A 21,223-nucleotide genomic window follows, 5' to 3' on the forward strand; every position below is an offset into this window, starting at 1 on the left:
CGGTGGCCACCCGGCCGGCCGGGGGAAGACCGGCCGGGGCGTCAGGCGCCTCAGCGCCCGACGGCATAGACGCGGTTGACGGGGGACTCTGCGGCGAGTCGCCAATGGTGGAGGCCGGCTTCGTCGGCGATCTTCCGCATCGTCTCCTCACCCGCGTGGTTTCCCAGTGCCTGCGGCCCGTGCTGGGCCAGCGCGGACGGCAGACAGACGGCGACCGAGGATGCGGTGATCGCCCGGCCGATGGGGTTGGTGTTCTCCTCGGCGTGCTCCGAGGCGTTCGGCTCGACCAGCATGCAGGTCCCGTCGTCGGCCAGCGCCTCCTCGGCGTGGTGGAGTGCGCCGCCCGGATCGCCGATGTCGTGCAGACAGTCGAAGAACGTGATCAGGTCGAAGTCCTCGCCCGGGAAGTCCTGGGCAGTGGCGACATCGAAGCTGACCCGGTCGCCCAGTCCCTGCTCGGCCACGATCTCGCGGGCCGCCTCGACGGACGGGCGGTGGAAGTCGAAGCCGCGGAACCGTGACCGGGGAAAGGCCTGCGCCATCAGCGTCGTGGAGTAGCCGTATCCGCACCCCACGTCCGCGACGAGCGCGCCGCGCTCCAGCTTCTCCACCACGCCGTCCAGCGCGGTCAGCCACTCCGGTACCAGCGCGGCCGCATAGCCGGGGCGGAAGAACTTCGCGGTGCCGGCGAACAGCGCCGGGCCGTGCTCCTCCCAGCCGACGCCCTCTCCGGTGCGAAAGGCCGTCATGAGGGCGTCCTCGGTGGCGTAGAGGGCCTGCAGCAGGGTGAAGAAACCGGCCGCGTACGTGGGTGCGTCCTGGTCCGCCAGGACGGCGGCGTGCTCGTCGGGCAGCAGGTAGGTCTCGGTGCCGGGCGCGTAGTCGACGTATTCGCCGGCCACCTGGGCGGCCAGCCATTCGCGCACATAGCGTTCGGCCAGCCCGGTGCGTGCGGCGAGCTGTACGGAGGTGAGTGGTCCGGCACCGGCCATGGCCGCGTACAGCCCGAGCCGGTCGCCGAGCGAGGTGCACAGGCCGGCGACCGCGGCGGCGCTGTCCGAGATCACCTTCTCCAGGAACTGCTGCACCCGCTCCTCGTCCATGGCACCACCGGGTGTGACGTCGGCAGAGGTCGCCATGTGCGCTCACCTCCTCCGTCCTCTCCACTGCAGCAGCGCGGCCGCCGCCCGCGCCATACGGGATTCGCCGTATTCGACGCGGGGACGACACCGGCCGACACTGGAAAGACGAGGAGGTGCACCATGCGGAAGAAGGTCGACTGCCGGGAACACCCGAGCGAAATGAACTGCAGCCTCGTCATCTCCGGCGAGGAGGACGAAGTGATCCGCGCCGCCACCGAGCACGCGGTATCCGTCCACGGGCACGAGGACAGCCCTGAACTGCGAGAACAGATCAAGGCCGAACTGAAGGACGAGGTTCCGCAGCACGCCTGACGCGCGCGGCGATACGCCGCCCTGACATGGGGCGGCGGTTTCGTCGCGTCCGGACGCGTGCCGCCGGGATGACGACCGGCGGGCGGGCTGGAGACTCCTCACGCGGGCCGCCGGGGCTCACACCGGCCGCGCGGGCTACGACCGGCGCCGGGGCTTGCCGCGCTTGCCGCCCTTGGCGCCGCCGGCGCCGCCCCGCGGGGTCTTGCCGGCCGTCTTGCCGGTCTTGCCGGCCGCGGGCTGGCGCCGCGCACCGCCGGCGGGAGCCCGCTTCGACGGCTTCGGCTCGGCCGGTGCGGTGGTGCGGCCCCGGGTGCTGTTGACCGTCCGCCCGCGCACGATCCCGATGAAGTCCTCCACCAGGTCGGTGGTCGCGTCCTCCGGCCAGGACAGCGCGACGCGCGACTCCGGGGCATCCGTCACGGGCCGGTAGGTGAGGTCCTTGCGGTGGTGCAGCCGGGCGAGCGACTGGGGGACGACGAGCACGCCCACCCCGGCCGCCACCAGCTCGATGGCGTCCGCGGTCGTGGCGGGACGCTCGTTCGCGGGGCGGCCCGGCAGGGTCTCCCAGTCGAGGGTGTCATCGAGGGGGTGCAGCACGATGTCGTCGGCCAGGTCCTCGGCGGACACCTCGTCCGCCGCTGCCACGAGGTGGTCCTTCGGGACCACGACCACCGTCGTCTCGGTGTAGAGGGGGATCGCGCTGAAGGTCGTCCGATCGACCGGCAGCCGCACGAAACCCGCGTCGGCGCCGCCGTCCCGCAGCACACCGGCGGCTTCGGCGGCGGCCACCGCGACCAGGGTCAGCGGGATGCCGGGCAGCCGCTCCTGCCAGATACGCACCCACTTGGCCGGCGTCACGCCCGGTACGTACGCGAGCCGGAACGAGGGGGGCACATCGGAGCCTGTCACGCCGCCAGGTTACCGGTCGTGGTCGGAGCCCTCGCACACGCTGGCTACCCTTGACACCATGACGTCGCACCAGACCACCCAGACCATGAAGCCCGCGACCGCGGCAAAGAAGCTGGGTGTGTACCTCGAGGCCACCCCCGCCGAGTTCCAGGAGGGTGTGATCTCGCGCAGCGAGCTCAACGCGCTGCAGACCGATCCGCCGGAGTGGCTGGTGGAGCTGCGGCGCAACGGCCCGCACCCCCGCCCGGTGGTCGCGGCGAAGCTCGGCGTCTCCATCTCGGGCCTGGCGCGCGGCGGCATCACCGAGCCCCTCACCACCGAGCAGATCGACGCGCTGAAGCAGGAGCTTCCCGAGTGGCTGCAGAAGGAACGCGCCACCCAGGCCGAGGTCCGCAAGGAAGCCGTGCGCATCAAGGAGAGGAACGAGGAGAAGGACGCGAAGGACGCGAAGCAGGGCGAGTGACTCCGCTGATGCTTTCCTGACCCGTCGCGAGGCTCCCCTGGCCACCCTCCGCAGCGCTCGCCCCGCACGCGGCCGTACCGGTCACGCCCTGATGGATCACCCGCCGGGCGGAGCCGGGCCTGCTGGGCGAGGCTGAGCCGTGGAGGTGGGTCATGGGAAAGGTGCAGGCAGATGTGTGCGTGGTGGGCGCCGGCTTCGCCGGGCTCGCAGCTGCCAGACGGCTCGTACAAGCCGGCCATGAGGTGGTCGTCCTGGAGGCCAGGGACCGCGTGGGCGGACGGGTGTGGAACCGGGAGCTTCCCGACGGGACCGTGGTCTCGGCGGGCGGCACCTGGCTGGGCAAGGGGCAGGACCGCATGTTCCAGCTCTGCCGGGAACTCGGACTTGCCGTGTACCCCCAGTACGAGCAGGGCGATCACCTCCTGCGTCTGGACGGCGTCAACCACCGTTACCGCGGTGCCGTCCCCACCACGGGCCCGGGGACCCTCGCCGCCCTCGGCCTGGCGTTTGCGCGGCTGCATCTGATGGCGCGGCGCCTCCCGGCGGATGCCCCGTGGCGGGCCCGGAGCGCCAGGGCGTGGGACTCCCGCACGCTCGGGCAGTGGCTGTCCGACCCGCTCAACGTGCCCTCGGCGGCCGCCCGCACCCTGCTCAGGTCGACCATGAACCTGCTGTTCTGCGCCGATCCGGCGGAGGTCTCGCTGCTGGGCGCCCTCACCCTGGCCCGGGGCGGCGGCGGTTTCGGCTACTACACCGACTCCCGCAGAACCGAATCCCACCTCGTGGACGGCGGAGCCCCCGAACTGGCCAGGCGCATGGCCGAGCAGCTGGGGGACCGGGTGCATCTGTCCAGCCCCGTTCAGCGGATCACACACGACGCCACCGGTGTGCGGATTGCTTCCGCCTCGCTCGCCGTACGGGCGCAGCGCGTGATCGTGGCGACGCCGCCGGTGCTGGCGGGGCGGATCAGCTTCGACCCGCCGCTTTCCACCGCGTGCAGCCATCTGCTGCAGCGCGTGGTGCCGGGGGCGATCATCCGGGTGCACACGGTCTACCCGCGGCCGTTCTGGCGCGCGCAGGGCCTGTCGGGACAGACGCTCGCGCCCCGGTCGCCCGTCCCGCTCACCATCGACCAGACACCGCAGTCGGGCGAGCCGGGGGTGCTCAGCAGCTACGCCTTCAGCACCGGGGCCCTGCGGATGGAGCGCCTGGACCCGACCGAACGCAAGGAGATCTGGCTGGCCGCGCTGGCCGAGCGGTTCGGTGCCCAGGCACGCCGTCCCAGCCAGTACCTGGAGACCGACTGGTCCTCCCAACCGTGGTCGCTGGGCGGGATGATCGGCCACTTCCCGACCGGCACCCTCACCAACTACGGCAGCGCGCTGCGCGAGCCGGTGGGCCGGATCCACTGGGCCAGCACCGAGTCGGCCACGCTGATGCACGGGCTGATGGAGGGCGCGGTGCGCTCCGGCGAGCGGGCCGCCCAGGAAGTCCTGACCGCGCTGTCTTCCGGCCGGCGGCACGCCACGGCCGCCCTGCACGACCGTTCTGCCTGACCCGCCGGCCCGGACCGGACGGGCACCGCGGCTGCCCCACCGGCCGGGCACCGGCCGCGGTGACGGAGCGCTTCACCCGCGGTCGTTATGCCCGCTTCCGGCTGGGGTGTTGAGCCAGTGCGGTCTCGGCGGCGTCGAGGATGTTGCGGAAGGTGCGGGTGACGACCGGCCGCGCGAGCCGTCGGGTGAGGAGGGCGCCGAGCAACGGGACGGGAATCTCCGCGCGGGTGGTCCAGCACACCAGGGTGCCGCCGTCGACCACGGTGAACGTCATGCGGCCGAGTTCGTGCCGGGACGGCGGCAGGCTGCGCTCGACGACGTACTCGGTGGCGTGCGGCGGGTCGTAGTGGGTGATGCGTTCCCGGAACCAGCCGATCAGCCAGAGGTGACTGCGCACCGCGCCGACGCCGTAGGGCGCGCTCTCGCCGCGTCGGGTCAGCCGGCAACGCAACACCAGCGGCGAGCGCGTGTAGTGGGTGGTCGTGGTGAGCCAGGCGAACACCTCCTCGACCGGGGCGCTGATGACGCGTTCGACGGTCATGGTTTCCACGGCTGGTGCTCTCCTCGGTCGAGTGGGTGTACCGCATCGGCGCGATGCAGCTTGTCCGGGTTGCGGATGCCGTAGAGGCCGGTGATCCGTCCGCCCACGATCTCGAACGCGACCATCCAGTCGAGTGCCCCATCGGTGAGGAACCGTGCCGCGGGCATGCCGTTGTACGTGGCCGGCTCGACGTGGGTCGTCGCACCGCTCGTACGGATCACGCCGAGGACGAACCGGGCCACCTCGGCACGGCCGGTGAGCGGACGGCGGGCCGCGACCGCTTTCCCGCCGCCGTCGGAGAGCTGCACGACATCGGGCGCCAACAGGTCCATCAGCGACTGGACTTCGCCGGTCGCCGCCGCGCGCAGAAACCGCTGGACGGTCTCCCGGGTGGCGGCGGAGTCGGGCTCGAAACGGCGGCGCCGCGCGTGCACGTGCCCGCGTGCGCGGTGGGCGATCTGCCGGACCGTGGCGTCGGTCTTGCCGAGGGCGGCGGCGATCTCGCGGTGGGTGTAGCCGAACACGTCGTGCAGCACGAACACCGCGCGCTCGTTCGGGTTCAGCGTCTCCAGCACGAGCAGCATGGCCATCGACACCGACTCGGCCAGGATCGCGTCATCGCTCACCTCCGGTGCGGTGCGGATCGGTTCGGGCAGCCACGGCCCGACGTACTCCTCGCGCCGTGCCCTGACCGCGCGCAGATGGTTGAGGCTCAGCCGGGTCACCACGCGGACCAGGTAGGCGCGCGGATGCGCGACCGCGGCCGGATCGACCGCGCTCCACCGCAGGTAGCTCTCTTGCAGCACGTCCTCGGCGTCGGCAGCGCTGCCCAGCATCTCGTAGGCGAGGGTGAACAGCAGCGAACGGTGCTCGGTGAAGGCGTCCTCAGCCACACCCGGCTCCTCTCTTCGGACGCCCATCGGGACACCCCACGCCGGAGAACCGTGACAGCCTGCCGCTGTGATCCGCTTCACATCACGCTTCGCGAGGGGTGGAGCGGAGTGGCCATATGGCGGCACCGACGGCAATGCGTCGCCGCAAGCCGAATAGCCCTGTCCCCAGGCGCCGTGGATCATGCGGAATTAGTTTCGAGCATATGACGGATGCGAACACCCCCACACGGCACCATGAAACGCAGCTTGCGCTCGTCCTGAACGGCGGCGTCAGCCTGGCCGTGTGGATGGGCGGCGTGACGCACGAGCTGGACCTTCTGCGACGGGCTTCCAGCGGTATCGACTCGGCGGGTGCCGTGGCCGACGAGGACCGGCCGGTTTTCGAAATCTGGGAGCGGCTGGCCCGTAACGCCGGGACCAAGGTGTCGATCGATATCGTATCCGGCACATCTGCCGGTGGATTGAACGGTCTGTTGCTCGCGACTGCTCTCGCCCGCGGTTCGGCCCTTCCCAATCTCCGTTCGGTGTGGCAGGAGTCAGCCGCGCTGGACCAGCTCCTGAAGCCGCTGAAAAAACCGGTGAACAGTGTGCTCAGGGGCGAGGCATTCGAGGCCAAGATGAGGGCTGCCCTCAACACCATCGGTGACTGCGCTGCCTGTCCCCAGCAGCCGGTGACGTTGTTCATCACCGCGACCGCGCTTGATGGTCGGAGCAAACAGTTCAGCGACGGCTTCGGCGCGGTCTTCGATGTACGTGACCATCGGCGCCTGTACCGCTTCCAGCAGGGTGAGCGGGTGACCTACACGAAGAACACACGCCGCACCTGGGACATGAAGCGAAAGCTGCACACCGACTTCGACAAGGCCAATGATGAATCCCTCGTCCTGGCCGCACGTGCCACCGCGAGCTTTCCGATGGCATTCGGTCCGGTCAGCGAGAGTCTTTTGATGAAGTACCGGCAGGAACCGCCCGCAGCATTGGGGTTCCCTGCGAGCTGCGTCATGGACGGCGGAGTGCTGAACAACGCCCCGTTCGGGCCGGTGCTCGACGCGATCACCCGGCGAAAGATCGACCTTCCGGTGCGGCGCGTCGTTGTCTTCATCGTCCCGTCCGCCGGCCGGGTTCCACCGGAGAACACCAAGGACCGAGCGTGCGACGAAATCAAGTGGTATGCGGCCGGCATGAGCGCCATCCGGTATCCCGCAGAGGTCAATTTTCGATCCGGCGCCGAGGACTTGGCGAAACGTCTGGCAAGCAGTATTCGGGACCGGCAACTCGACCTCTTTCAGAGAATGGCGAACGACTCCCCTCTGGATGACACCACGCGCAAGGTGGCGGCGGACCTGCTTCCTGAGTACCGCCGGAACCGGGCTCGCTCCGTGCTGTATGACGTGCGAAAGCGCATGACGGCACTGGGTGTGGTGAATTGCCTGTCCGCGACGCCGGAAGCGGAGCGAAAGTGGGTCGACGAGGTGCTTGGGGAAGGCCGGGAGGAAGAGGGGACGTGGGAGCGCCCCAACTGGGTACCGTGCAACGATGCCAGTGAAATCACGCGACCCTGTGAGAGCGACAGGGCAACGCGCTGGTCCTGGGGGCTCTCCACAGCGGAACGGGTCCTTCAATGCCTCATCGGGCATCTCCATCAGCCACTCGATGTTGAGCAGGGAGGGAAACTCGACAGGGCGCGGGGCCCTTTGAGCGAAGGTGCACAGAAAATCAGCGAAAAGCTGCGCGAGGTATTGGCGATGACGGATGCCGTCAATGCCGAACTCCTCACGCATGCGCGAGGTGAGGAGGTCGCCGACGAAGGGGCGGCTCGACTTTACCAGCGGGTGTTCGATGATCTGGACGTTCCTCAGAAGACGGCGGGAATCATTCTGGAGGCGGCGAACGATTATATCGAGGCGGTTCGCGAGGCAACTCGTCAAATGAGTCAGGACGGCTCTGATTCCGGCACGGAGTGGGCGTACCGGGGAGATTGGGATGCGAATTCAGTAGTGTCCGCCTGCCTGGCGGTCGAAGTGCTCTGCCGCACGTATGCACCTCCCGCGGAGGTCGTCGAACCCCTTGCGCCGCAATTCGACTTCTTGCGACTCGGCCCGGATAATATCAGCCCCCTGTTCGATGAAGACCGATATGACGGGCTGGGCGACCGTAAGCTCTTCGGTATCAAATTCGAGCACTTCGGTGCATTCATCGATGCCGAATGGCGCAGGTCCGACTTTGCCTGGGGCCGCCTCGATGGTGCGCACCATTTGCTGTACCTGCTGCCAGGGCTCAGTAACCAGGACCGCCGAAGTGCGGAGGTCGAACTCCACTTGGCCATCCTCCGGGCGGAGGCGCCGAAGGGCCCCACGGGGGAGTTGGCCACCGCGCGCGCCGCACGCGCATGGATGGAAGGAAACCTGCAAAAGCAGCAGAAGTCGAGCCACGACCTCTTGGAGACCGTCTACCGCGGCAATGACAGTGCCAAGGAGACGCTGAAGGACGTCATGGAATCTGTCGGGAGGCTTCTCAAAGAGTCGGGCAAGCAGCCGGCTCGCGGCCCTGTGCCGCGCTGGGCGCGAGTGTGGGAGACCGTTGTGGCGTACGGAGAGTGCGTCCTTGACCCATTCCTGAGCAAGTCCGACCTGGCGGGCAAGGAGAACAGAAAGCGCAGATGGATCCGACGGCTGACCCGGCCCTTGCGGCGATCGATCTCGTCCGCCTATCAGCGGGACCCCACCGAGATCCCCCGAGAAGCAAAGAAAGGGCTGAAGCGGACGGCCCTCACCGTCCTCGCCGGCGTCCTCGTCATCATTGCCGTCGCTCTTGCCGTCGCTCTCGCCCTCGGCCTGGTGCTCGGTATGCGGCTGGGCTGACACACCAAGATCCAGGCGTCGGCAGTGTGGGGCTCATGTCCGGCGTGGTGGTGGCGCTTGCTCAGGAGTCCGTCGGGGGAATGAGGTGGTCCAGTGCCTCGGCGCAGTCCTGGGCGGCCTGGGCCGAGCGCGGCAGCATGAGGTGCTCGTAGGCGCGGACGGCGTCGTCGATGCTGGATTCGGTGAGGAGGGCGTGGGCGAGGTCGGTGCCGTCGAGCATGGCGAGGTTGGCACCGAGCCCGACGGGGGGCATCAGGTGCGCGGCGTCGCCCAACAGGGTGATGCCAGGGACGTGTTCCCAGGTGTGCGGGGCGGGCAGCACGAACACGGGCCGGTCGACGAACCCGCCGTCGTGGTGCCGCAGGAGGTAGAGCAGGCTCTCGTCCCAGCCGTCGAACCTCTTCAGCAGATGTGCGCGCACGGCCGCCGTGTCGTCGGGTGCCACGTCGGCGGCCACCTGCCAGTCACGTGGGGCGCGGAAGGCGACGTAGACGCGGAGGTAGCCGTTGCCGTTGCGTTGGGCGAGCAGGGCCTTGCCGTCGGCCGTCGCCAGCAGGGTGCCGTTGCCGACCATGCGTGCGAGGTCGGGATGGCGGGTGTCGCAGTCGTCGAAACCGGTCTCGATGAAGGTGACACCGGTGTAGCGGGGTGTGGCGTCCGACAGGGCCGGGCGGATGCGCGACCAGGCGCCGTCGGCGCCGACCACCAGGTCGGCGTCCTCGGTGGTGCCGTCGTCGAGGAGCAGGCGCCAGGTGCCGTCCCCGAGCGGGGTGGCCCCGGTGACGGTGCAGCCCCACCGGACGGTGCCCTCGGCGAGGGATTCCAGGAACAGGCTGCGCAGTTGGCCGCGGTCGATCTCCGGGCTGTCGTCGTCGTGGACGGGCCCCGGGAAGGGCAGGGCGGTGGCGGTGACGGGGTCGAGCACGCGCCACTCCTGGCCTTCGGGGCGGGACAGGGCGCGGAACCGGTCGAGCAGGCCCGCCGCACGCAGGGCGGCCTGACCGGTGGCGGCATGGATGTCGAGGCTGCCGCCCTGGGGGCGGGCGCCGGCGGAAGCATCGGATTCGAAGACGGTGACGGAGCGGTCGTGGCGCTGCAGGACACGGGCTAAGGCAAGGCCGCCGAGGCCGGCGCCGACGACCGCGATGCGGGGGCCGTGAGCGGAGTTCATGGGAGTTTCCCCTTGGAAAGGTGGGTGAGTTGCCAGGAGGTCCGGCGCATGCCAAGAAAACACAGTCACCAAGAAAGCGCCTCTGAAATACGGTGTGCCGGGACCGAACCGACCTACGCGGCGCCCCAGGAGAGCTCCGTCACCGTGCGTCGCATAGCCGAAGAAGGTACGCCGCAGTCAGCGCAACGGCACGGTCCACGTCATGCGACAGCTCCACGAGGGCACGGGACGCCCTCGTCCCCGGGATGCCCGCCAGCGCCTGGGTCAGCCGTCGGCGTGCAGGCCCTTCCGTGGTGTCATGGGCGAGGCGGTCGACGAGCCCGGTCGCGATCTGATCCGCCGTCACGGTGTCGCTCGCCAGCACGCTCAGGGCATCGGCGGCATCGGTGTCGTTCCTTCCCTCCACGATCATCTCGAGGAGCGTCGGGACCGCATCGGCCACACCACGTGTCCCGAGCTCCAGAGCCGCATACCCGCGGACCACGGCATCGGGGTTCGCGAGGGCATCCCGCAGATGCGCGGTGGCCTCCCCACCGGGCATCTTGGCGAGGGACCGAACGGCACGTTCCCGCACCTCGGCCACCGGTGAGCCGAGGCCCTCCGCCAGCAGCGCCGGGCCGCGGTCGCCCGATCGCGCCAGCGCCCATCGAAGGGCGCCCGCGACGTTCGGCTCCGTCTCGCTCAGTACGGCCTCGACCAGGGCCTCCACCGGCACCGGAACCTCGTCGGCCGAGGAAAGGGCCGCGCGCTGGCGCGCGTCGGCGCTCTTAGACGCCAGTGCCTGGAGGAGCGCAACGACCTGGAGGACGTCCTGCCAGCCGGCGGGGTCTGCGGCATCGATCCGGCGCAGCCGGGTGAGCAACTCCGTCTCCGCCGCGATGCGTTCGCGCGTCTGACGGAGGAGGTCGTCGACGAGCGCCGAGGGCGTGAAGCCGGGATCGTCGAGCGCGCGTCCGATCTCACGCAGCGACAGCCCCAGCGACCGCAGGCTCTCGATATGGAAGATCCGCTGGATGTCCTCGCCGGAGTACTCCCGATAGCCGGAGCCGGTACGACCCGAAGGACGCACCAGACCGAGCGACTCGTAATGCCGGAGCATGCGGGCACTGACCCCGGATCGTCGCGCCACCTCACCGATCAACACGTCCTATCGTCCCTCCTGGCCGAACCCGCCGAGGGCCACGACGCGCTTCGCCTCCTCGATCGCGGACTCGAATCCGGCGTCCGGGTCGCGCAGCAGCCGTTGTGTGGCGAGCGCGTGTGCGCGCATGCGCGGGTCAGGGGCCGTTGTCGCAGCAAGCAGAGCCGGCACGATCACCTCGCCCAGCGCGACCAGCGCCCGGCTGAGACTCAGTTGCGTCTCCCGCCCACCGCGCCCGAGCTGCGTCGCCAGCACCGTTGCCAACGCGGACTCCTCACCTTCCGGCACGAGCACGACCGCGGCCCGCCAGGCGCTCCGCGCCACCTCGTCGTCGGCGTCGGACAGGAGCGTCCGGGTGATCGCCGGCCACGCCTGCCGGTCCCCGATCTTGGACAGCGTGTGCAGCGCCTGGCTCCGTGCCTGCGTACGCTCCGAGCGGACTTCGCGGAGCAGCCCGGGAAGCGTCATGGACACCGGGTGGCGGGTGAGCGCCCAGGTCAGCATGTCGCGGACGAAAAACTCGGGCTCGATCGCGCATCGCTCGATGAGCTTGTCGACGAAGCGTGGGTCGGGCGTCGTGCCGACCGCCAGCGCAGCCCGCAGTCGCACGGACGAACGGCCGTCCTCCAACCCCTGAAGCGCCCGCACCGCATCCGTGTCCTGCCCCGTGATCGTCATCGAGACCACCTCCTCGGCAAGCAGTGAAGGCCCTGACACCGTGTCAAGGTCAAACAGCGCCCGCTGCGCGAGGGCTCCGCGTCAGGACGGGCCGAGGACGCAGAACTCGTGGCCCTCCGGGTCGGACAGGCACGTCCACGGGACGTCGCCCTGGCCGAGGTCGAGGTCGGTGGCGCCGAGGGCCCGCAGCCGGGCCACCTCCGCTGCCTTGTCGTCACCGGCGTACGGCAGCAGGTCAAGATGGACGCGGTCCGGCACGGTCTTCGCGTCGGGCGTGCGGAGGAACTCGAGATACGGGCCGACACCCTTGGCGGAGCGGAACACCGCACGATCGTCGGTCACCTCGTGCAGGGGCCAGTCCATCGCCGCACCCCAGAACCGGGCCATGGCCCGCGGATCCACGCAGTCGACCACCACCGCGGCGATCGGCCCGGTGTCCCGGTAGATCTCCCGAGGCTCCAGCACGCAGAACTCGTTGCCTTCCGGGTCGGTGAGGACCGTCCACGGCACGTCGACCTGGCCCACGTGGGCGGGCGTCGCGCCGAGAGCCTTCATGCGCGCGACCAACTCCGCCTGATGGGCCGCGGAGGTGGTGGCGAGATCGAGGTGTACCCGGTTCTTCGCCGTCATCTTGGGTTCCGGAACGGGAACGACGTCGATGCCGAGGCCGACCGGTTCCGGCCAGACGGTGCCGCCGGCGGGCCCGGTGTAGGTGGTCACGCCCGGGCTGTGAGCACCCCAGCCGAGGGCCTCCGCCCAGAACCGGCCGACCGCCGAGTGATCAAGAGCCTTGATGTTCACCTGAACCGGTCGCAGTGCCATGCCGGTGATCCTATGCACCCGCTCTGTCACGACATCCGGACCGTCGCCAAACAGAGATCAACTCGGCAACAAGAATCCTCGACGCGCTCCTGACCTCCACGGTTCAGATCATGATCCGCCGACCGAGAGTCTCGGTCACAGGTCCCGGACCGCCCCCACCCCACCTCATTGCATAAAACTGCCGCTGTCCGTATAGTCATGCCATGAAGAAGGAGGGTCCATGACGGTACGAGCAGCAGTGGCCGGTGCGAGCGGGTACGCAGGGGGTGAAGTGCTGCGTCTGCTTCTGGGGCATCCGGAGGTGGAGATCGGGGCGCTGACCGGGTACTCCAACGCGGGCCAGCGCCTGGGAGCGCTGCAGCCGCAGCTGCTCCCGCTGGCCGACCGGGTGCTGGCGCCGACCTCCGCCGAGGTCCTGGCCGGGCACGATGTCGTCTTTCTCGCGCTGCCGCACGGCCAGTCCGCCGCGGTCGCCGAAGAGCTCGGGCCCGAGGTGCTCGTCGTCGACTGCGGGGCCGACTTCCGGCTCACCGACGCCGCGGACTGGGAGGCGTTCTACGGCACGGCCCACGCGGGCACCTGGCCGTACGGCCTCCCCGAGCTGCCCGGGGGCCGCGCCGCGCTCCAGGGGACCCGGCGCATCGCGGTCCCGGGCTGCTACCCGACCGCCGTCTCGCTCGCGCTGTTCCCCGCCTACGCGGACCGGCTCGCCGAGCCCGAGGCAGTCATCGTGGCGGCCACCGGCACCTCCGGCGCCGGCAAGGCACTCAAGCCGCATCTGCTGGGTTCCGAGGTCATGGGCGCGATGAGCCCGTACGGCGTCGGCGGCAGCCACCGGCACACCCCCGAGATGATCCAGAACCTCAGCGCGGTGGCCGGCGAGCGCATCGGCGTCTCCTTCACCCCGACCCTCGCCCCCATGTCCCGCGGGATCCTCGCCACCTGCTCGGCGAAGGCGAAGCCCGGTGTGGACGCCGCCGCCGTACGGGCCGCGTACGAGAAGGCGCTGGCCGACGAGCCGTTCGTCCGGCTGCTGCCCGAGGGCCAGTGGCCGTCGACCGCCTCCGTGTACGGCTCCAACACCGCGCAGATCCAGGTGACCCTCGATGCCGCGGCCGGCCGGATCATCGCGATCAGCGCCCTCGACAACCTCACCAAGGGGACCGCGGGCGGCGCGGTGCAGAGCATGAACATCGCCCTGGGACTCCCGGAGGAGACGGGCCTGCCGAAGGTCGGGGTCGCCCCGTGACCGGGACCGGCACAGGACAGCAAGGCGTGACCGGCGGGGCCGGAGAAGCGACGGAGGACAAGCAGTGAGCGTGACGGCAGCACAGGGATTCACGGCGGCGGGCATCGCCGCCGGGATCAAGGAGAACGGCAACCCGGACCTCGCCCTCGTGGTGAACAACGGGCCCCGGAGCGCCGCCGCCGGCGTCTTCACCTCCAACCGCGTCAAGGCCGCGCCGGTCGTCTGGTCCGAGCAGGTCCTCAAGGGCGGCGCGGTCTCCGCCGTCGTCCTCAACTCCGGTGGCGCCAACGCCTGTACGGGACCGCTCGGCTTCCAGGACACCCACGCCACCGCGGAGAAGGTGGCCGAGGCGCTGGGGCACAGCGCCGGCGAGGTCGCGGTCGCCTCCACCGGGCTGATCGGCCTGCGGCTCCCGATGGACAAGCTGCTGCCCGGCGTCGACAAGGCGGTCGCCCAACTGACCCCGCACGGCGGCGAAAAGGCCGCCATCGCCATCAAGACCACCGACAGCGTGCACAAGACCGCCGTCGTCACCCAGGACGGCTGGACCGTCGGCGGCATGGCCAAGGGCGCCGGCATGCTCGCCCCGGGCCTGGCCACCATGCTCGTCGTGCTGACCACCGACGCGGATGTGCCGTCGGCCGAGCTCGACACGGCACTGCGCGCGGCCACCCGTACCACCTTCGACCGGATCGACTCCGACGGCTGTATGTCGACCAACGACACCGTGCTGCTGCTCGCCTCCGGCGCCTCCGGCATCGTCCCGGACACCGGCGCCTTCGCCGAGGCGGTGCGCACGGTCTGTGCCGACCTCGCCCGGCAGCTGATCGGGGACGCCGAGGGCGCCAGCAAGGACATCCGGATCGAGGTCGTGGGCGCGGCCAGCGAGGACGACGCGGTGGAGGTCGGCCGCTCGATCGCCCGCAACAACCTCCTCAAGTGCGCCATCCACGGCGAGGACCCCAACTGGGGCCGGGTGCTCTCGGCCATCGGCACCACGTCCGCCGTCTTCGAGCCCGACCAGCTGAACGTCGCCATCAACGACGTCTGGGTCTGCAAGAACGGCTCGGTGGGCGAGGACCGCGAGCTGGTCGACATGCGCTACCGGGAGGTGCGGATCACCGCCGACCTCGCCGCCGGCACCGAGTCCGCGGTCATCTGGGCCAACGACCTCACCGCCGATTACGTCCACGAGAACAGCGCGTACTCGTCATGAGCGCGCACCCGAGGCTCCGGCGCGCGCTGTCCGCACAGCCCGCCGGGAGAAACGAGGCCGGCCCGGCATGAGCACCCGTAAGCACACCGCCCTTCCCAAGGCACGCACCCTCATCGAGGCGCTGCCCTGGCTGACCCGGCACCACGGCAAGACCGTCGTCATCAAGTTCGGCGGCAACGCCATGATCGACGAGGAGCTCAAGCGCGCCTTCGCCCAGGACGTGGTCTTCCTGCGGCACGCCGGGCTGCGCCCCGTCGTCGTGCACGGCGGCGGCCCGCAGATCAGCGCGCAGCTGGACCTGCTGGGCCTGGAGTCGGAGTTCAAGGGCGGCCTGCGGGTCACCACGCCCGAGGCGATGAACGTCGTACGGATGGTGCTGGCCGGCCAGGTGCAGCGTGAGCTGGTCGGGCTGCTCAACGAGCACGGCCCGCTCGCCATCGGCATGACCGGTGAGGACGCCCATCTGATGGCCGCCACCAAGCACTACGCCGACATCGACGGGGAGCGGGTGGACATCGGCCGGGTCGGCGAGATCACCGCGATCGACCCCGGCGCGGTCCAGGCGCTGCTGGACGACGGCCGGATCCCGGTCATCTCCTCCATCGCCCGCAGCAGCGACGCCGAGGACGCCGCCTCCGGGGGCTCCGGCGTCTTCAACGTCAACGCCGACACCGCCGCGGCCGCGCTGGCCGCGGCCCTCGGCGCCGAGACCCTGATGGTCCTCACCGACGTCGAGGGCCTCTACGAGGACTGGCCCGACAGCGACGAGGTGATCTCCCGCCTCACCGCCTCCGAACTGGAGAAGCTGCTGCCCGACCTGGCCAGCGGCATGGTCCCCAAGATGCGCGGCTGTCTGCACGCCGTGCGCAACGGCGTGCACACCGCCCGGGTCATCGACGGGCGGGTCCAGCACTCGATCCTGCTGGAGATCTTCACCGACGAAGGAATCGGCACGATGGTCGTGCCGGACGCGAACACGATCGAGGGGGCGACATGAGCGAGGCGGCACACGGCCACGGCCCGGTGACCAACGCGGCTCTCACCGGCCGCTGGCAGGGCGCCATGATGGACAACTTCGGCACCCCCCGCGTCCCGCTGGTACGCGGCGAGGGCGCCAGGGTGTGGGACGCCGACGGCAAGGAGTACCTCGACTTCCTCGGCGGCATCGCGGTCAATGCCCTCGGCCATGCCCACCCCGCGGTGGTCCGCGCGGTCTCCGACCAGGTCGCCACCCTCGGCCATGTCTCGAACTTCTTCGTCGCCGAGCCCACCGTCGCCCTGGCCGAGCGGCTGCTCGCGCTGGCCGGCCGCCCGGGACGGGTCTACTTCTCCAACTCCGGCGCCGAGGCCAACGAAGCCGCTTTCAAGATCGGCCGGCTGACCGGGCGCACCCACATGGTCTCCACCGCCGGCGGCTTCCACGGCCGGACCATGGGCGCCCTCGCGCTCACCGGCCAGCCCGCCAAGCAGGCCCCGTTCGCCCCGCTGCCCGGCGACGTCGACTACGTCCCGTACGGGGACGTCGACGCCCTCCGCGCCGCCGTCACCACCGACACCGCCTTCGTCATCCTGGAGCCCGTCCAGGGCGAGAACGGCGTGGTCGTGCCGCCGCCCGGCTACCTCCGGGCCGCCCGCGAGATCACCGCCGCCACCGGCACCCTGCTCGTCCTCGACGAGATCCAGACCGGCATCGGCCGGACCGGCCACTGGCTGGAGTCCCAGGCCCAGGGCGTCGAGGCGGACATCGTCACCCTCGCCAAGGGCCTGGGCGGCGGCCTCCCGATCGGCGCCACCCTCGCCTTCGGCCCCGCCGCCGACCTGCTCACCCCCGGTTCGCACGGCTCGACGTTCAGCGGCAACCCGGTGGTCTGCGCGGGCGCCCTCGCCGTCCTGGACACCATCGAGAAGGACGGCATCCTCGACCACGTCAAGCGGGTCGGCGAGCGGCTGCGCGAGGGGACCGAGGCCCTGGGGCACCCATTGGTCGGCCAGGTCCGCGGTGCGGGGCTGCTCCTGGGTATCGTCTTGACGGAGTCGCTCGCGCCACAGGTGCAGCAGGCGGCTCAGGACGCGGGCCTCCTGGTGAACGCGGTCGCGCCGGACGTCGTCCGGCTCGCCCCGCCGCTGATCGTCTCCGACGACGAAGCGGACGAGTTCCTCCGGAAGCTGCCCGCGGTCCTCAGCACGGCCCGCCAAGGGGCCGACGGGGAACGACGATCCGGAGACTGACGACAACGATGACCGAGCCGCAGGACAACGAGTCGCACAACGGTGGCCAGGCCGTGCCGCAGACCCGCACCGCCCGCCACCGCCGGATCGTGGACATCCTCAACCGACTGCCGGTCCGCTCCCAGAGCCAGCTCGCCAAGCTGCTCGCCGACGACGGCCTGTCCGTCACCCAGGCGACGCTCTCGCGCGATCTGGACGAGCTGGGCGCGGTGAAGATCCGCAACACCGGTGGGGAGCTGATCTACGCGGTGCCCAGTGAGGGCGGCGACCGCAAGCCGCGGGCGCCGCTGGGCGAGTCGGCCAAGGAGGAGCGGATGCGCCGCCTCTCCGGCGAACTCCTCATCTCCGCCGAGGCCTCCGCCAACCTCGTTGTCCTGCGCACCCCGCCGGGCGCCGCCCAGTTCCTGGCCTCGGCCATCGACCAGGCCGAGCTGCACGACATCCTCGGCACCATCGCGGGCGACGACACCCTGATGCTCATCAGCCGCGACCCGACGGGCGGCCAGGCCCTCGCCGACCACCTGCTGCGGCTGGCGCAGAAGGCGCACTGAGCGCCGCCCCCGCCGCGCCCGGGGCGCATCCCGCCACCACCCGGAGCACATCGCCCCGCCCCGTGCGGCGGCCGTGCCCAAATTCCGCCTAGGGCCTGTCCGGTGGATCATGGCCGGGTCCGCGACGCCTGGCGCGGCACCTCGCGGCGTTGCCGAAACGTCCGCATAGCTCCGCTATGAGGACGCTCCGGCGCCTTGCGATGCACCACACCAGACGCCGCGGCCTTTCCGACCCTGATCCACCGGACAGGCCCTAGCCACCCGCGGCCTGCCGAACCCCATACGGCAGGATGGCAGTTCGCGCCGGGACGTCCACGGATGTCCCGGCGCCTTCGCAGCCCTAGAGACAAGGTGGCATGGTGACGAGACATCACATCCGGCTCATAGCACGTCCGCTCCTTCCGGTCGCGGGAGGAGCCGGCCGGTGAACCGCGCTGTGACACTGCACGACCTGATCGTCGCCGGAGCGGCGCTGGCCGCCGGCATCGTGGCCGGCCTGCTGTTGCGGGTGGCCCTGCGGTGGCTGGGCAAACACGCGCTCCGCACCCGGTGGAGCGGGGACGACGTCATCGTCGACGCGTTGCGGGCCGTGGTGCCCTGGGCGGCGATCGCCGGCGGGCTGGCGGCGGCGACCGCAGCGCTGCCGCTGACGGAGACGGTCGGACACACCGTCGACCAGGCGCTGATGGTGCTGCTCATCCTGGTCGCCACGCTCACCGCGGCCCGGGTGATCACCGGGCTGGTGAGGTCCCTTGCCCAGTCCCGGTCCGGGGTGGCCGGCTCGGCGACCATCTTCGCCAACATCACCCGCATCATCGTGCTGGCGATGGGTTTCCTCGTCGTCCTGCAGACCCTGGGCATCTCCATCGCCCCGCTCCTGACGGCGCTGGGCGTGGGCGGCCTCGCGGTCGCCCTGGCCCTCCAGGACACCCTCGCCAACCTCTTCGCGGGCGTGCACATCCTCGCCTCCAAGACGGTGCAGCCCGGCGACTACATCCGGCTCAGCAGCGGCGAGGAGGGCTATATCGTCGACGTCAACTGGCGTAACACCGTGGTGCGTCAGCTCTCCAACAACCTGGTGATCATCTCCAACGCCCAGCTGTCCGGCACCAACATGACCAACTTCACCCGCCCGGAACAGAAGTTGACGATCCTGGTGCAGGTGGGCGTCGGTTACGACAGCGACCTCGACCACGTCGAGCGGGTCACCACCGAGGTCGTCGAGAGCGTGATGAAGGACGTCAACGGGGGCGACCCCGACCATGAACCGGCCGTCCGCTTCCACACCTTCGGCGACTCCAGGATCGGCTTCACGGTGATCCTGGGCGTCGGCGAGTTCAGCGACCAGTACCGGATCAAGCACGAGTTCATCAAGCGCCTGCACCGGCGCTACCGCGACGAGGGCATCCGGATACCCTCCCCGGCCCGGACCGTGGCCCTCCAGAAGCCGGAGGAGCCGCAGAAGCCGGAGGAGATGGTGATTCCGCACCAGCGCGACCTCTCGGAGACCGCGCCGTAGGGGACGCCGGCCGGGGCCGGCCACCCCGCGGCTGCCACAGCCGCCGGGCCGCTGCCGCCCCGGCCGGAGCCCGCCTTCCCGGGCCCGTCGCAGCCCCGGGAAGGCTCCCGCGTACGGGCCTCCGGCGCCACCGCAACGGCAAAGGCCGCCTCCGATGTACGGAAGCGGCCTCTGACCTGCAAAAACACCGTCGGGACGACAGGATTTGAACCTGCGACCCCTTGACCCCCAGTCAAGTGCGCTACCAAGCTGCGCCACGTCCCGGTGCTGGTACCGGCCGGAAGATGCCCGGCCGGGGTGTGCAGAAGAAAAATACCCTGTCCCGGGCCATGAATCCAAAGCGGGGCCCCAAGGCGGTGCGTCCCGGCCTCCCCGCGCGGGCTCCTGGCGCGTGGTTCGATGAGGTATGGGTGAAATGTCCCCGCCGGATGGTCTCCGGGTGTGCCGGGTGTACGAAGCGCCGGAGCCGGCGGACGGGGCGCGGGTGCTGGTCGACGAGGAGCCGCTGACGCTGCTGACGGCCACGAAGGATGTGCCCTCCAGTCATGCGGCCGTGCTGGCCGAGGTGCTCCAGGAGGGCTCCTGAGGCCTCGCGCCACGCCGTCGACCCGCCGCTGACCTGCATATTCATCGACACGTTGACGAAACATACGGTGGAGTGCATACTTATACCCATCAGCGAATGCACCGTAAGGAGAAACCCGTGACCGAGCGCGTCGTACTCGCCTACTCGGGCGGCCTGGACACCTCCGTCTGTATCGGCTGGATCGCCGAGGAGACGGGCGCCGAGGTCATCGCCGTTGCCGTGGACGTCGGCCAGGGCGGCGAGGACCTGGACGTCATCCGCAAGCGTGCGCTTGCCTGCGGCGCGGTCGAGGCCGAGGTCGCGGACGCCAAGGACGAATTCGCCGACGAGTACTGCCTCCCGGCCATCAAGGCCAATGCGCTGTACATGGACCGCTATCCGCTGGTCTCCGCGCTCTCCCGGCCGACCATCGTCAAGCACCTGGTCGCCGCCGCCAAGAAGCACGGCGCCAGCACCGTCGCCCACGGCTGCACCGGCAAGGGCAACGACCAGGTCCGCTTCGAGGCCGGCATCTCCTCCCTCGCCCCCGACCTGAAGTGCATCGCCCCGGTCCGTGACTACGCGATGACCCGGGACAAGGCGATCGCCTTCTGCGAGGAGAAGAACCTCCCGATCGCGACCACCAAGAAGTCGCCGTACTCCATCGACCAGAACGTCTTCGGGCGGGCCGTGGAGACCGGCTTCCTGGAGGACATCTGGAACGCGCCGATCGAGGACGTGTACGAGTACACGGAGAACCCGGCCACCCAGCGGGAGGCCGACGAGGTCATCATCTCCTTCAAGGAGGGTGTCCCGGTCGCCATCGACGGCAAGCCCGTGACCGTCCTCCAGGCCATCCAGCAGCTCAACGTGCGGGCCGGCGCCCAGGGCATCGGCCGGATCGACATGGTCGAGGACCGGCTGGTCGGCATCAAGTCCCGCGAGGTGTACGAGGCGCCCGGCGCGATCGCGCTGATCACCGCGCACCAGGAGCTGGAGAACGTCACCGTCGAGCGCGAACTGGCCCGCTACAAGCGGCAGGTCGAGCAGCGCTGGGGCGAGCTGGTCTACGACGGCCTGTGGTTCTCCCCGCTCAAGCGCGCCCTGGAGGGCTTCATCAACGAGGCCAACCAGCAGGTCAGCGGCGACATCCGGATGACCCTGCACGGCGGCCGCGCGGTCGTCACCGGCCGGAAGTCCGACCAGTCGCTCTACGACTTCAACCTGGCGACGTACGACACCGGCGACACCTTCGACCAGTCGCTGTCGAAGGGCTTCATCGAGCTCTTCGGCATGTCGAGCAAGATCGCGGCCAAGCGCGACCTGGCCTGAGCCCGGCTCGTTACCTCCGTACAGCAAGCCGCCTCCCTGCCCTCGCGGTGGGGAGGCAGCAGCATCTATCGCA

Annotated in this window: 20 protein-coding genes and 1 tRNA gene; 12 read left to right on the forward strand and 9 right to left on the reverse strand. The window is 70.2% G+C overall.

The features are described 5' to 3' along the window. Positions 1 to 50 precede the first annotated feature (50 nt). A complete protein-coding gene (locus CPH93_RS28520; RefSeq protein WP_093482295.1) occupies positions 51 to 1,139 on the reverse strand; it encodes a class I SAM-dependent methyltransferase in 1,089 nt (362 codons plus the stop codon). A gap of 123 nt (positions 1,140 to 1,262) precedes the next feature. On the opposite strand from CPH93_RS28520, the gene CPH93_RS28525 reads away from it, so the two are divergent. Then, on the forward strand, positions 1,263 to 1,454 hold the full coding sequence (locus CPH93_RS28525; protein WP_093482294.1) for a DUF1059 domain-containing protein: 192 nt from the start codon (positions 1,263 to 1,265) through the stop codon (positions 1,452 to 1,454). A 135-nt stretch (positions 1,455 to 1,589) separates the two neighbouring features. On the opposite strand, the gene CPH93_RS28530 is transcribed toward CPH93_RS28525, so the two are convergent. Next, positions 1,590 to 2,363 carry a LysR substrate-binding domain-containing protein gene (locus CPH93_RS28530; RefSeq protein ID WP_093482293.1) on the reverse strand — a complete coding sequence of 258 codons (774 nt, stop codon included), beginning with the start codon at positions 2,361 to 2,363 and terminating at the stop codon, positions 1,590 to 1,592. Positions 2,364 to 2,421: 58 nt separating this feature from the next. Here CPH93_RS28530 and CPH93_RS28535 point away from each other — a divergent pair, with 58 nt between their 5' ends. After that, a complete protein-coding gene (locus tag CPH93_RS28535; RefSeq protein ID WP_096214470.1) occupies positions 2,422 to 2,826 on the forward strand; it encodes a DUF5997 family protein in 405 nt (134 codons plus the stop codon). A 152-nt stretch (positions 2,827 to 2,978) separates the two neighbouring features. Further along, positions 2,979 to 4,382 carry a flavin monoamine oxidase family protein gene (locus tag CPH93_RS28540; RefSeq protein ID WP_096214471.1) on the forward strand — a complete coding sequence of 468 codons (1,404 nt, stop codon included), beginning with the start codon at positions 2,979 to 2,981 and terminating at the stop codon, positions 4,380 to 4,382. Between the two features lie 85 nt (positions 4,383 to 4,467). Here the strand turns inward: CPH93_RS28540 and CPH93_RS28545 are convergent, their stop codons facing one another. Both CPH93_RS28545 and CPH93_RS28550 read right to left on the reverse strand, forming a co-directional pair. Beyond that, positions 4,468 to 4,932, reverse strand: coding sequence for an SRPBCC family protein (locus tag CPH93_RS28545; protein WP_096214472.1), 465 nt, complete (start codon positions 4,930 to 4,932; stop codon positions 4,468 to 4,470). Beyond that, entirely contained in the window at positions 4,920 to 5,816 is an 897-nt protein-coding gene (locus tag CPH93_RS28550; RefSeq protein ID WP_231976980.1) for an RNA polymerase sigma-70 factor, read from the reverse strand. Before CPH93_RS28550 ends, CPH93_RS28545 begins: the two co-directional genes overlap by 13 nt. A 203-nt stretch (positions 5,817 to 6,019) precedes the next feature. On the opposite strand from CPH93_RS28550, the gene CPH93_RS28555 reads away from it, so the two are divergent. Further along, a complete protein-coding gene (locus CPH93_RS28555; protein ID WP_159032209.1) occupies positions 6,020 to 8,677 on the forward strand; it encodes a patatin-like protein in 2,658 nt (885 codons plus the stop codon). A gap of 61 nt (positions 8,678 to 8,738) precedes the next feature. Here the strand turns inward: CPH93_RS28555 and CPH93_RS28560 are convergent, their stop codons facing one another. From CPH93_RS28560 to CPH93_RS28575, 4 genes are all read right to left on the reverse strand, one after another. Continuing rightward, positions 8,739 to 9,848 (reverse strand): FAD-dependent oxidoreductase, encoded by a 1,110-nt coding sequence (locus CPH93_RS28560; protein ID WP_096214474.1) that lies wholly within the window; start codon positions 9,846 to 9,848, stop codon positions 8,739 to 8,741. Positions 9,849 to 9,987: 139 nt separating this feature from the next. Next, complete coding sequence (locus tag CPH93_RS28565; RefSeq protein WP_096214475.1) at positions 9,988 to 10,992, reverse strand: MerR family transcriptional regulator; 1,005 nt, start codon at positions 10,990 to 10,992, stop codon at positions 9,988 to 9,990. A 3-nt stretch (positions 10,993 to 10,995) separates the two neighbouring features. After that, complete coding sequence (locus CPH93_RS28570; protein ID WP_093482286.1) at positions 10,996 to 11,667, reverse strand: HEAT repeat domain-containing protein; 672 nt, start codon at positions 11,665 to 11,667, stop codon at positions 10,996 to 10,998. Positions 11,668 to 11,748: 81 nt separating this feature from the next. After that, positions 11,749 to 12,489, reverse strand: a complete 741-nt coding sequence (locus tag CPH93_RS28575; protein ID WP_096214476.1) for a VOC family protein — start codon at positions 12,487 to 12,489, stop codon at positions 11,749 to 11,751. 220 nt (positions 12,490 to 12,709) lie between these two features. On the opposite strand from CPH93_RS28575, the gene argC reads away from it, so the two are divergent. The 6 genes from argC (at position 12,710) to CPH93_RS28610 (ending at position 19,253) form a co-directional block, all read left to right on the forward strand. Beyond that, the gene (argC, locus tag CPH93_RS28580; RefSeq protein ID WP_096214477.1) at positions 12,710 to 13,738 is read left to right on the forward strand and encodes an N-acetyl-gamma-glutamyl-phosphate reductase; all 1,029 of its coding nucleotides are present in this window, start codon (positions 12,710 to 12,712) and stop codon (positions 13,736 to 13,738) included. 64 nt (positions 13,739 to 13,802) lie between these two features. Beyond that, the gene (argJ, locus tag CPH93_RS28585) at positions 13,803 to 14,954 is read left to right on the forward strand and encodes a bifunctional glutamate N-acetyltransferase/amino-acid acetyltransferase ArgJ (protein WP_096214478.1); all 1,152 of its coding nucleotides are present in this window, start codon (positions 13,803 to 13,805) and stop codon (positions 14,952 to 14,954) included. 67 nt (positions 14,955 to 15,021) lie between these two features. Further along, positions 15,022 to 15,951, forward strand: a complete 930-nt coding sequence (argB, locus tag CPH93_RS28590) for an acetylglutamate kinase (RefSeq protein ID WP_006607544.1) — start codon at positions 15,022 to 15,024, stop codon at positions 15,949 to 15,951. Continuing rightward, the gene (locus CPH93_RS28595; RefSeq protein ID WP_093482282.1) at positions 15,948 to 17,183 is read left to right on the forward strand and encodes an acetylornithine transaminase; all 1,236 of its coding nucleotides are present in this window, start codon (positions 15,948 to 15,950) and stop codon (positions 17,181 to 17,183) included. The genes argB and CPH93_RS28595 overlap by 4 nt, the downstream gene beginning before the upstream one ends. A gap of 8 nt (positions 17,184 to 17,191) precedes the next feature. Further along, complete coding sequence (locus tag CPH93_RS28600; RefSeq protein ID WP_006607541.1) at positions 17,192 to 17,734, forward strand: arginine repressor; 543 nt, start codon at positions 17,192 to 17,194, stop codon at positions 17,732 to 17,734. Between the two features lie 424 nt (positions 17,735 to 18,158). After that, a complete protein-coding gene (locus tag CPH93_RS28610; protein WP_093482281.1) occupies positions 18,159 to 19,253 on the forward strand; it encodes a mechanosensitive ion channel family protein in 1,095 nt (364 codons plus the stop codon). A gap of 190 nt (positions 19,254 to 19,443) precedes the next feature. Here CPH93_RS28610 and CPH93_RS28615 read toward each other — a convergent pair. Beyond that, positions 19,444 to 19,517 (reverse strand) — tRNA-Pro (locus CPH93_RS28615). A 151-nt stretch (positions 19,518 to 19,668) separates the two neighbouring features. Here CPH93_RS28615 and CPH93_RS36290 point away from each other — a divergent pair. Both CPH93_RS36290 and CPH93_RS28620 read left to right on the forward strand, forming a co-directional pair. Further along, entirely contained in the window at positions 19,669 to 19,839 is a 171-nt protein-coding gene (locus tag CPH93_RS36290) for a hypothetical protein (protein WP_173909900.1), read from the forward strand. Positions 19,840 to 19,956: 117 nt separating this feature from the next. Next, entirely contained in the window at positions 19,957 to 21,150 is a 1,194-nt protein-coding gene (locus tag CPH93_RS28620) for an argininosuccinate synthase (protein ID WP_006607538.1), read from the forward strand. Positions 21,151 to 21,223: the final 73 nt, after the last annotated feature.

Origin of the sequence: Streptomyces sp. 2323.1 (assembly GCF_900221035.1) — a bacterium.
Lineage (GTDB): Bacteria > Actinomycetota > Actinomycetes > Streptomycetales > Streptomycetaceae > Streptomyces > Streptomyces sioyaensis.